Annotated in this window: 12 protein-coding genes; 3 read left to right on the forward strand and 9 right to left on the reverse strand. The window is 44.9% G+C overall.

Annotated features, from left to right (window positions below; genetic code table 11):
* Positions 1 to 157 precede the first annotated feature (157 nt).
* The 8 genes from B067_RS0118630 to B067_RS0118675 all read right to left on the reverse strand — a co-directional run bounded on the left by B067_RS0118630 (position 158) and on the right by B067_RS0118675 (position 5,320).
* Positions 158 to 601, reverse strand: coding sequence for an FAD synthase family protein (locus tag B067_RS0118630; protein WP_019531614.1), 444 nt, complete (start codon positions 599 to 601; stop codon positions 158 to 160).
* Between the two features lie 63 nt (positions 602 to 664).
* A complete protein-coding gene (locus B067_RS0118635; RefSeq protein ID WP_019531615.1) occupies positions 665 to 1,318 on the reverse strand; it encodes a CDP-alcohol phosphatidyltransferase family protein in 654 nt (217 codons plus the stop codon).
* 591 nt (positions 1,319 to 1,909) lie between these two features.
* Positions 1,910 to 2,458 (reverse strand): DUF2179 domain-containing protein, encoded by a 549-nt coding sequence (locus B067_RS0118645; RefSeq protein ID WP_019531617.1) that lies wholly within the window; start codon positions 2,456 to 2,458, stop codon positions 1,910 to 1,912.
* Positions 2,459 to 2,740: 282 nt separating this feature from the next.
* Positions 2,741 to 2,992, reverse strand: coding sequence for a GlsB/YeaQ/YmgE family stress response membrane protein (locus tag B067_RS0118650; RefSeq protein ID WP_019531618.1), 252 nt, complete (start codon positions 2,990 to 2,992; stop codon positions 2,741 to 2,743).
* A gap of 12 nt (positions 2,993 to 3,004) precedes the next feature.
* Positions 3,005 to 3,196 carry a DUF3185 family protein gene (locus tag B067_RS0118655; RefSeq protein ID WP_019531619.1) on the reverse strand — a complete coding sequence of 64 codons (192 nt, stop codon included), beginning with the start codon at positions 3,194 to 3,196 and terminating at the stop codon, positions 3,005 to 3,007.
* Positions 3,197 to 3,774: 578 nt separating this feature from the next.
* A complete protein-coding gene (locus tag B067_RS0118665; RefSeq protein ID WP_019531621.1) occupies positions 3,775 to 4,233 on the reverse strand; it encodes a hypothetical protein in 459 nt (152 codons plus the stop codon).
* Between the two features lie 342 nt (positions 4,234 to 4,575).
* Positions 4,576 to 4,932, reverse strand: a complete 357-nt coding sequence (locus B067_RS0118670) for a hypothetical protein (RefSeq protein WP_019531622.1) — start codon at positions 4,930 to 4,932, stop codon at positions 4,576 to 4,578.
* A 100-nt stretch (positions 4,933 to 5,032) separates the two neighbouring features.
* Entirely contained in the window at positions 5,033 to 5,320 is a 288-nt protein-coding gene (locus tag B067_RS0118675) for an encapsulin-associated ferritin-like protein (RefSeq protein WP_019531623.1), read from the reverse strand.
* A gap of 602 nt (positions 5,321 to 5,922) precedes the next feature.
* Here B067_RS0118675 and B067_RS0118680 point away from each other — a divergent pair.
* Genes B067_RS0118680 through B067_RS0118690 form a run of 3 tightly spaced genes read left to right on the forward strand, consistent with a single transcriptional unit; the run spans position 5,923 to position 10,016 of the window.
* Complete coding sequence (locus tag B067_RS0118680) at positions 5,923 to 7,221, forward strand: cytochrome c (protein ID WP_019531624.1); 1,299 nt, start codon at positions 5,923 to 5,925, stop codon at positions 7,219 to 7,221.
* 19 nt (positions 7,222 to 7,240) lie between these two features.
* Entirely contained in the window at positions 7,241 to 7,714 is a 474-nt protein-coding gene (locus tag B067_RS0118685; RefSeq protein ID WP_019531625.1) for a (2Fe-2S)-binding protein, read from the forward strand.
* The gene (locus B067_RS0118690) at positions 7,707 to 10,016 is read left to right on the forward strand and encodes a xanthine dehydrogenase family protein molybdopterin-binding subunit (protein WP_019531626.1); all 2,310 of its coding nucleotides are present in this window, start codon (positions 7,707 to 7,709) and stop codon (positions 10,014 to 10,016) included. The genes B067_RS0118685 and B067_RS0118690 overlap by 8 nt, the downstream gene beginning before the upstream one ends.
* Before the next feature lie 708 nt (positions 10,017 to 10,724).
* Here B067_RS0118690 and B067_RS0118700 read toward each other — a convergent pair.
* Positions 10,725 to 11,150, reverse strand: coding sequence for a GrpB family protein (locus B067_RS0118700; protein WP_205620005.1), 426 nt, complete (start codon positions 11,148 to 11,150; stop codon positions 10,725 to 10,727).
* Between the last annotated feature and the right edge of the window lie 779 nt (positions 11,151 to 11,929).

Raw genomic sequence — 11,929 nt, forward strand, 5'->3', positions numbered from 1 at the left:
TTAAGTTGTTGATTTTTGTGAAGTTAATATATTGTCGGCAGCATCTATGACATATTTTAGTGCGTCTATATACGTTGTTGGTGCATGCTGGGTTCGATGCGGTGGCTTTATCCGTATATTGCTATGCCTAGAATTAATATAAATTCTGCCGTTTATATTAGGCGACAGATTGCTGCATATAATTTTTGCTATGCGCTTGGGCGATAGTTTTTTGTTTTATGTTTGTAGAGGAGGTGCGGGGGCTGTAGAGCACTTGAATAATCTTCTTCCCTTGGCTTTTTAAATAGGTTTCTACGGCAATATTGTGGGGATTTTTACCCCAATCTTCGCCTACCACAAATATATCCACATCCAACGCCTTGCAGCCAGAAACATAATCAAGCTCATGGTAGGGGCGCACGATATCGACACAGCGTAAGGCCTGTAACATTTCAGTGCGTTGATCTAGGGGAATAACAGGTACATTGGGTTTGTAAGAGTTCACCACGCTATCGGAAGCAACGCCAACTGCAACAACATTACCTAATGTCCCGCAGTACTCTAATAAAGCAAGGTGTCCCACATGTAATAAATCAAAAGTACCTACCGTATATACAACCATTGTGCGTATTAACTCCTAGAATAAAATGTTTTTACTATTGCGCCTTTTAAATATTGTTGTTTGCTATAAAAGTTTCCAGCCATAAACCGCTGTTATTGCCAGCGTATAGATTGCCAGCAAGTAAACGTTGAGTATTTTTCCAGAAAGTTTTGGTGTCTTTATTTGAGAGATATTGAGAATGGCAAGCCATACGCCGCTGGCATAAAGCACCACGGAAAAAGTTTCTTGACTGAATAAGCTTTCAAATAAAAATATAAAAACCAGAATAATACTGTTGTTATCTAGCGCAAGGCCCGTGTATTTAGCCCCTGGAGAAAGGCCGAAGGTGCTGAAATAACTTAACCGTATCGCGCTCGCAGCTAGCATTACAAAAGCGCCTACTAGAAATAGTGGTTCAAATCTGCCATAGCTCAACAACAGAACGGCCGGTGTAACACCATAGCTAACAATGTCTATTAACACGTCAAGCTGGCCACCAAAAGCGCGATCGTTACCTGTTCGCCCTTTCATTCTTCTGGCAATAAGCCCGTCCGCCCAGTCAAAAGCAACTGCCCAGATCATGCCTATCATGGCAGCGTAATAAACCCCAAGAATGCTAAAGTAGATGGCTAAAATCGTGCAGGCTAACCCCGCAAGTGAGCATAGGTTGGGTAAATCTTTTACAAAGGAAAGAATGCTAGGTTGTGATTGTTGAGCGTCGGTGTTGCCTATAGTCATAGTGATCCATAAAGTGATACTTAATAATCTTGTGTGATATCAAGTGCATAGAAATTCTTTTCGGCAGGCGCAGAATTGCCGGCACCAATGGTGCAGCGCAAAGGCATAGCCGTTACAAGGTGTAGATGAGCAGTATTAGGTTGCGAAAACCGCGAAGCCAGAAATGAGATGGCGACGATAAAAATGGTGTACTTGATGCTACGCTGAGTCAACAAACGTAGAAAGAACGACAAGAGCGCAGAATATACCACAGATAGAATGATTAGTCGCGATTATAAAAAATATGCCGAAAAGGAAACGCTGTTTGAGTGGGCATAGTAAGTTTAAGAACTTGTTTTTTATTAAAGGTTAAAGAGGGTGAGGTTAATCCATGCCCCGGCCAGAATTGGTTTGCAGGTTGGCCAGAGAGGTAAGCGTCAGTGCTTTTTGGGCCACCGTAAAATACTGATTAAACGGCGTTTGTCGGGTGTTGGCGGTGAATATGATGTTGCCACTGCTATAGGTAACGCTGCACTGGCTATGATTATAATTATGATTATGCTTGCGTAATGTTGTCCTTGTTACGATAAGTGCTGCCCGCAATAGTAAAATTCACTTTCTTAAAAAATGCCGTCTAGGCAAAAGATCCGGGCCATCATAAACGCTCTTTACATCCGACACAGAATAAACCGCAGTCTGATCAAATTCTTTAATGGACTGAATAAGCGAAGACACATTACGTCTTTTTTCAATAATAAGTAGCAGTTCAACGGGGTTGGCTTCTCCCATATCGCCGTCAAATGATACTACTTTAAACCCTTTTCCACGTAATTTTTCGGCTAGCACATCACGGTTGAATGAGATGCAGCGAATCAGTTCATTGCCAATAGCAAAACGGTTTTCTATCGATATACCAACATAATTACCCACGGCAAAGCCGCTGGCATAGGCTAGGGCAAGATACCATTGGTCAAGGTTGGTCAAAACCTGGGCGGCGGCAACTAGCCAAATAATGATTTCAAAAAATCCAATAAATGAAGCCAGGAGTTTGTGGCCGCGAAATACCACAATGGTTCGAAAGGTTCCCAGAGAAACGTCGGCAACTCTGGCAAAAAAGATTAACGGGACTAATAAAAAGGGATATTCAACTAATAATTCCATTACTACGGCTCCTGATTGGCTGCCATTGAAACATAATGTTCCGCGCAAGGGCAGACAAATAAGCGCAGTGTTATTGCTGTACTGCGAAAATTGATAGTGGGGAGGCGAGAGTTGTCATACAAATAAGCTAAGGCGTGCGCGTTATTTTAATCACGGTTAGTTCTAATGTCTTTACAGTTTGCTGCGGTAGCTGCCATTAATATCAAAAAATATGGTTGTAATTATAAACGTGGTGTTAGCTAGCAATTATGGGCTAGCTACACCTCATTAGTTGTTATTCCGTTAGGCCTTTTTGATAATGCCAATAATAAACAATAAAAGTATAGCGCCAACCGTGGCGGTAATTATCGAGCCTATTAAGCCACCTGCGGTTATGCCTAGTAAGCTGAATACATAGCCACCTAAGACAGCGCCAACAATGCCTACAAGCATATTACCTAGTAAGCCAAAGCCTCTTCCCTTCATTATTGTTCCGGCAAGCCACCCGGCTAACGCGCCCAAAGCTAAAAATATGACTAAGTTTTCTATTTCCATGATGTCACCTGTTTAATTTTTAGTGTAAAGGTATATGCCAACAAAAAAACTGATGGCACCTGAAATGTAGAAAGTCATTACTTTGTCCGTATCGGCCCCTGTGACGGCTTGTGTAAGCTGGGAGCCTATAGAGCCAGATAGTTGATACCCCCATATGGCAAGGCCAATGCCTATAACTATTAAGGCAATACTAATGATTTTCATTGTGACTCCTGTTGCTCTTATTATGTTGATAATATGTAGTTGAATGTTCTATTGGTGTAATTAATGCTTTCTATTCGAGGCAAAGCTGTACCCTTACCACTGCAGTAGGCTATAGCCTCAGAGCTATGAGTATAATACTTAAACGTGAATTAGCTATGTAGATAGTGCCTGCTAGTTACTGTTGACTAAATGTTTAGCGCAAAACTCAGCAATACTCGTTTTCCCGAATCAATCGTAGATACACTGTGTTGGTGTTTGTCGGGTCGAAATAAATAAAGGCGGTTAAAGAGGTTTATAATGCACCTTGAACAGGTAAACACACCGCCTTTATTAGGCTTTAAAAGCACAATGTTAAGCTTGTAATAACGCCCCTGTTGCACGGGGTCAATATGGTTCATTACACTGCTGCCAGTAGGGTACGTCACTATGTTTATAGAGAACACTTGGCTACTAAAAATAGCTTTATTGCTTACTTTGGCAATCATGATTAATTTAATGAAGCAGTCAATTTGTCTGGCCTATGCCCACAGTTATTACCCTGTAATCCTTTGTAGTCAATACCCTCTTGTTTTATCTGTTTAGTGTCGTTTATCGGTTAAGTATAAGAAGATGCCTAATGAGGATAAAAGCAGTGCCGTACTAACAATAATGGCCACTGGGTAGTATAGGTTACCGGCCAAATCTAATTGGCTGTATTTAATGACCATAATCAGCCCCTCTAGCGATAAAGCAACGCAAACAGTACCGATAAACCTAGGAAGCGTTTCCCGTAAGCTTGAAACGGCATCTTTCTGGCTGTCTTCGTCAGGGCCGGAATATTCTTTATTAATAATAAACGCTAATTCAAAAACAGCCAGCGCAATAATGCCTGTGTTGATACTGCTTAAAAAAACCTCGGTGATATTTTCCTTGTTGATAATACCGTCGACAATATTAACCAGTAAGGAGATGACAATAACAACAGCCAGCCCATAAAATATCAGTGTGAGTACTTTGGCAAAAAATTTTCTTACTAATAAAATATTTGAATGTTCCATTATATCCTTTAAAAATCGTCAAATTTTCGTTTGCTCAAATTTGTATACGACTTGCTATACAAAGGTAATATTCTTAAGAGTGTGCGTATGACTATGTAGTATTTAGGGGCAAGCCGGAAAATAAGTTCCCGTTGGTGTTTGTAGATGATTTGCCGGTCGTTCGCACGCTTAGCCGAGGTTCTTGTTTGGCCTGCTTCGCGTGCACATGCTTATGGGTAAGCCGTGGGCAGCTCAGGCTAGCATGGCAGGGATTTGATGACCATATAAATACACTGCGAGCCTATGGCGTAAGCGTCTTTAGGGTCGGCGGCGTAGCGGTGCGGTGACTAAGCTTAGGTAAGTTTAATGAGCAGCTAGTTCTGTGCCTAGTTGTGGATGGAAAATACCCAGCAAAGCTATTACTGTAGCGCTAACGGCGACGAATATTAAAACCCAGTACAAAATTGGCGCAGCAGGCCCCTTTATATGGATACCCAATGCGGAAAACTCTAATGCTCCACGACTAGACTTAAGCCATGACACTACAGCTGTAGGCACAAGTGTAATGATTGCAACAGCTGCTACAATCTCACCTATTAAAATCTTTGTATTTAACTTGGCTGCCAAGGTGGGATAGCTTCCGCCTAGAACATCCACATATGCGGCGAGTACAGGTAATAGAATAGCTAGCAGCAATATCAGTAATGACGTTCCTTTCATATTACACCTCGTTCTCGACTAGAGAGCCTCTTTGTTTAGAAAAAGAGTCCGTTAAACCGGTGAGGCTCTAGGGCTACTGTGCCAGCGCTTGCTTTGCTATTTATTTGTGAGCAATAGGCTTATCTGTAAACAAATAATCTTTTAGCTCTTTATCAAAGCGAGGATCTTTTCTTCTAATCCATTCAAGCACCATTGCGGCATGCTCTTTTTCCTCATCCCGATTGTGAGCAAGAATGGCTTTTAACTCTTCGTCTTTACAGGCGTCTACGCGTTGATTGTACCAATCTACTGCTTCGAGCTCTTCCATCAGTGATGTAATCGCTCTATGCATATCTCTTGTTTCGTTGGTGAGCTCTTCTATAGGTTCGTGATAACCTTCATTTGACATGTTTTTTTCCTTAGTAAATAGTGGGTTCTATTTTGCTTAGGTATTATGACTTTCATAAGGTGCTAGCATGAGCAAACATAGCACAATTTTTATGGGTCCTGATACGTGTAAAAAATTACATACGGCGGCTTAGTCTGAAGTATGCATAACAGGAGTATTTCGTCGCCATAAAGGTGTTTAAAAATGCCCAGTACTCAATAAAGATTTAGCGGCTACGCGCTATCATGCACCCCTCTCCTGTTTCTTGCTACCCTAATAGAGTGTTACCAAGCTAAGTTAAGTAGAGCAGTAGGCTAAATATCATTCTCTTTGGCCGTGCCCGCTTCAGCCGTTGCGGCCAAGGTTTTTGCCGGATGATTAGACCAAGTATAAGCTAGAGCAGCAAAACCAGTTTAAGCTGATGCTGAGGTGGCTGGGTACTGGCGGCAGATCAAACCGTGGCAACGTCAAGCCTGTATTGGTTGACCGCAACACCATGACGCACTAATGTTTACTTGGTCGATGACACTGCATGCTTATTACAATAACAAATATATCACCGATAAAAACGGCCCCTATGTTATATGGGCGTCCGTTTAACTCACGAGATAAGGAAATGTAATATGCTTAAGCGCGTTATTTACAGCGTATGTATTGCCGTCATTGTTGGTGTTGGACTGTTTAGCTTTTACGCTTGGCAGCCAGCGTTCACACCAATCGCACCTCCCGCCAAAGATCAATTTACTCAACAAACGATTGCTCAAGGAAAAAAGCTAGCAGCGGCAGGATATTGCAGTACTTGTCATACGTTACCCGGCGGAAAACTCTATGCGGGTAATTACCAGATGCATACTGCTTTTGGGGTTATTTATTCCAGCAATATCACCCCAGATGTTAATACCGGTATTGGTAGTTGGTCAGAGGAAGCCTTTAATAGAGCCATGCGCACGGGGGTAAGCCGTGACGGCCACCATCTATTGCCAGCATTTCCCTTTGAGCATTTTAATAAGCTGACGGATAGCGACATAAAAGCCATATATGCTTACATCATGACATCGATACCTGCGGTGGAGCAGTTGAAGAAAGAAAACGGTATTCCGTTCCCGTTGAATCTGCGTTTTTTACAGGCCGGCTGGAAACTACTGTTTGCGGATACTTCACGCTTCTCCCCTCATCAGGATAAATCAGCGGAGTGGAATCGCGGTGCATATCTTGCTGAAGGGGTTGCTCACTGTGGAGCCTGCCATACACCGCGTAATGCTTTAGGCGGCGAGCTGTACAGCAAGATGTATCAAGGCGCTGCAATTGATGGCTGGATTGCGCCTGCACTGACCAGCAGCAGTTCGTCACCGCTACCCTGGCGACAAATAGATTTCTATGAATATCTGCGTAGCGGCAATTCACCCTTCCACGGCAGCGCTGCAGGCCCTATGGCGCCAGTAGTTCACCATGGCCTGGCGGCATTGTCGGATAGTGATATTACATCCATCAGTGTTTACTTTGCCGATCATGCGGGCAATGTCACTGATGACCCCGCAGCTAGCGATACCTTACAAATAGCCCTAAAAACACAGCATAAAATACCGGATATGCGTATTGATGAAGGCTCACGGTTATACACCATTACCTGTTCCGCATGCCATTACAGTGGTGATCCGTTAATAAAAGGGCGTCCATTATTGAGCCTAGGTAGTGCAACACATCTTGATGACGCCACCAACCTCATTAACGTGATTCTCGATGGCGTACGCAGTGACCAAGGGATCAGCAGTCTTGTAATGCCAGGGTTTCGTAATGCATTGAGTGATAACGATATTGCTGCCATTGCCGCCTACCTACGCCAATCGGCGGGGGAGCAACCTTGGCCCAATCTGATAAAAAAAGTGGGGGAGATCCGCCATCAACCCCGTTTTGAGCAGTGATTCACGGGAGACCTGAGTAATGGCAAAATTTATTGTAAACGGCAAGCCAGTCGTCGCAGATGTTGATAGTGATACCCCACTGTTGTGGGTTATTCGCGACGAGTTGGATATGACGGGCACCAAATTTGGATGTGGTATTGGTACTTGTGGCGCCTGCACGGTGCATATTGGTGGCCGTGCGGCCCGCTCCTGTGTTACGCCAGTATCCGCAGTAGAAGGGGCTGAAATCACCACCATTGAAGGTTTATCGGCAACGGGAGACCACCCGCTACAAATTTCTTGGCAAAAACGCCAAGTCCCCCAATGTGGCTACTGCCAGTCAGGGCAAATTATGCAGGCTGCCGCGTTACTAAAAGATTTTCCCAGCCCAACGGATGAAGACATCAACGCAGTTATGAGCGGCAATCTGTGCCGTTGCATGACCTATGTACGTATTCGCGAAGCAATTCACGAAGCGGCAGCCACAATGAAACAGGAGGCCCGCGATGAGTAGCTTACGCGATAACAAGAATGGTATTAACGGCATTACCCGCCGCGGCTTTTTGATTGGCATGACGGCGGTTGGCGTCAGTTTTGGTTTTCCACGCAGCGCCTTGGCTGCCATGGACCCCGCTACGAACAAAGGTAGTGTGTTGCCTGATAATGGCAGTGTTTACGAGCCTTCACTTTGGTACACCATAGACCAAGCGGGTAAAGTTAAAGTCAATATCATCCGCTCTGAGATGGGTCAGCATGTGGGTACCGCCATTGCGCGCATTTTGGCTGATGAGCTGGAAGCCCCTTGGGAAAATGTTGAGATTATCCATGTGGATAGCGCTAATAAATGGGGCTTGATGGTTACTGGTGGCAGTTGGTCCGTGTCGCAAAGCTGGCCGGTTTATCGCCAAGCCGGGGCGGCAGGGCGTACCGCCCTGATTGAGGCGGCAGCTAAAAAATGGGGCGTATCGCCGGCAAGCTGTAAAGCCCGAAATGGCATGGTGTTATCAGGTAAGCATAAAATCAGTTATGGCGACTTGGTAGCTGAAGGCGTCAGCCGGCAGTTTACCGAAGAGGAGCTCAAAGCCTTAACCTTGAAGCCCAATCATGAGCTGCAATTAGTGGGTAAACAGGTAACCTCGCTAGACATCGATAACAAAACCACCGGTAAAGCGGTGTTTGGTATTGATGCCAAAATGGAAGGCATGGTTTATGCCAGCGCTATTCAGCCGCCAACTCGCTACGGCTCTAGCGTTACCAGTTTGGATGATAGTGCAGCTAAAGCGGTCAAAGGTTATCAACAATCGATTGCGCTGGATGATCCTAGTGGCACCGTTCCCGGTTGGGTGATGGTAATTGCTGACAGCTTTATGGCTGCGCAAAAAGCCGCCAAATTGGTCAAGGTATCTTGGCAGGCAGGCGATGCTGTCACGGTGTCAGAAGCCGACATCATCAGCCATGGCCGCGCATTACTGAAGGATAACGCCAAAGGTGCCATCCTAGACACCGGCACTGTAGAAACCGCCAGTGTGTTTGCCAAAACCACTGACACTATCGAACATGAATATCTCACTCACACCGTGTTGCATGCGCAGATGGAGCCGCTCAATGCGCTGGTGTGCCAAAGTGAAGACGGTTTTTGGGAGATCCATTCCGGCTGCCAGTGGCAGTCTCTGACGGCGTCGGTCCTCGCTGCAGCACTCGGTGTACCTGAAGAAAAAATAATAATTCGTGCTTATCTATTAGGCGGTGGTTTTGGTCGCAGGCTGAACGGTGACTACACCGTTCCAGCGGCGCTAGCATCGAAAGCATTAGGTGGAAAGCCCGTTAAGCTAATCATGACTCGTCCGCAGGATATGTTATTCGACAGCCCCCGTTCTGCTTCAGTGCAGCAATTAAAAATGGCGTTTGACAGTGCCAAGCACGTTGTAGCCATGGAGCATCACGCAACAGCAGGGTGGCCGACTGAAGTGATGGTTCCAGTGTTCATGCCTAAAGGTGTAAACGGTGTAGTGTTCGATCCGTTTTCAATCGCCGGTGCTGATCACTGGTACCGTGTTGGGGCGCAAAAAGTACGTGCAGTATCTAATGACTTAGCCAATGCATCATTTCGGCCCGGTTGGTTGCGCTCGGTTGGCCCCGGCTGGACGGGCTGGGCAGTTGAAAGCTTTATGGATGAAGCGGCACACCATGCAGGTAAAGACCCGCTGGAATTCCGCCTTGAACTGCTTACAGCTCAAGGGCGTAATGCTGGCAGTGGCCCTATCGCAGTGGGTGGCGCCAGTCGTCAAGCGGCGGTATTGCAGCAAGCCGCAGACATGATTGGATGGGGTACTCAGCAAGCGGAAGGCTATGGTTTAGGCATCGCGTCAACCTTTGGCCAAGAGCGGGATATGCCAACATGGGTTGCCTGCGCCGTACAAGTACATGTGGATAAAGCCACGGGTTTAGTCAATGTAGAAAAACTCTACGTTGTTATCGATGCGGGGATTATCGTCGACCCCAATGGTGCCGAAGCGCAGTGTCAGGGGGCCGCATTGTGGGGCCTTTCAATGGCGTTATTCGAAGGCACAGAGCTAGTAAACGGGCAATTCAAAGACACTAATTTTGATACCTATACCCCCCTGCGTTTAAGCCAAACCCCTGAAGTTAAAGTGGAATTTATCGCCAGTAAAGCGGCCCCATCGGGCCTTGGTGAACCGGCGGTCACTCCCGTCGCACCTGCCATAGCTAATGCTATCTATAAGGCTACCGGAGCAAGGCTGCGCACTCTTCCAATGACACCGCAGGATATTAAAGCCGCTATTGCCAACGTGTAAAGGTCATCGCAGCCCAGTGACTGTCCGAGATGATCTGCTAGTCACCATACCCGCGAAAGCGGGGTATGGTGATGCGATAAGCTATCTATTTCTATCAATGCCAAACGAATTATTAGCGGCTGTAACTACAGGCTTTAATCAAATGAGCCTATGGCTTGACCTACTCCGTAGCTCTGTATCACAGCTTTTTCGAGCGGGGGCTACCCTTGAGCAAAGCGAATGCCCTGGGTGTGACGAATTAAAAATTAAGCCTCCATGCCGATGTAACGCTGTTCTTATTCGTTTTATAAGGCACGAAGGCCAAAGCAGCAGCGGTGTTGACTGGCCTTGCTACATTATTTAAGTACTGAACCACAACCAATACATTTAGATAATGAAGAAACGGCTTCGTCATGTCCGCGCTGCCAAAACTTGAATAGCTTATTGCAGTGAGGGCAACGCCAATATTGTATAGGGCAAAAGCATAAATTATTAGTGATAAGGGGATAACTGCCGATATTAAGCTGGTTTCGTAATTTAGTAGTACGGAAAAGCTTAAAATGATAAATATAATTATTGCTAGAGCAATAAATTGCATCTTCCGCTTTACTGCTCTCCATTCCGTTATGTAATCCATACTATCCTTGAGAATTTAACGCCGCTATAAAAGGCGCGTTAGCGCTTCCAGTGGAGGCCGTTTTTTGGCCGTAACGATTTTTGATGTCTTTGTTAAGGTGTGTTTAGCACAGACTCGACAAAAGCGGACTTTATATCTCGGTACCGGTTATACTCCATACCGATGCAACCAAGTTTTAATTTATTATATTGCGACACTAGCTCTGGATTTGACCTCAACTTATCTCTGAACTCGACGAAGAAATCATATTCAGACCCATTTTCTACGACCTGAATGGCTACATCTTCTGAATATAGATTGGTGATCATCATTCGAAGCGATTCAGTACGTAGTGTGTCTTCTTTTTCATAAAAACCAAGACTACCCAATTGCTGAATAGCCTCACTGAATTCTTCCTTGCCTACTCCTAGGAATATATCCAAATCTCCTTTGGATATCGCGCCAGGAATTGACGACGAGCCAACATGCTCAACTCTTGAGTCGGGAAATATCTCTTTGATCTTTGGTAAAAGTTCCATGTATATTACTTCTATTCTCGGTAAGAACTTGGACTGCTCGAGAAATTCCATTTGTACCCTAACGCCTTTGGCATAGGCAGCGTTGCTGCGAAGCAGCGCTTTTAGCTGTCCAGCACGAAGTGCGAATATTCCCAAACTTGTTAGGTGTTTTACTTGGCATGAGTGCGATTTAAATAAACCAGACTACCAATTACCACCCAATATAAGAAGAATAAAATGCCGTTGTATGTGATGTGGCCGTAATTTAGTTTAGTTGCGTTAATTAATATAAATGGGATTGATAATAAGAAAAATGACATTAAGGCAATTGCACTGAATTTACGAACAAATATGAGCAAGGAAATACCAATTAGTTGTATCGTAATTTGGGTGAAAACCCACAGCCTATAAGTTTCGCTGTCAGAGCTAAGTAAGATTAAGTGAAATGCAGAGCTGACTACTAGGGCCAGCATGCTTAAGTTAATAATTATTTTAAAGGTACGATCCATATACACCTAACGAGCTTGTAGAAAAACGTTTCGGGAAAAATCGTCTGTCCATAGCTCTCTTCTATTGGTTTTATGGGATGATTCTAGACTGTGTAGAAACCACCCACATCTATTTGACATAATGCCATATTATGCGCAGTCAGCGCGTATTAGTTGCCCTTTAGGCCACCTTTTGGGCTCTTTCTTTTTCCATTTCACCGTAACGCATCACCTTTTCGATATTGTGTACCATGCAGAATAAACGCCATTGGCCCTGCACCTTGGCTTTGCTGCGCAACGAGAAGCGGTTGA

Origin of the sequence: Dasania marina DSM 21967, assembly GCF_000373485.1 — a bacterium.
GTDB lineage: Bacteria > Pseudomonadota > Gammaproteobacteria > Pseudomonadales > Dasaniaceae > Dasania > Dasania marina.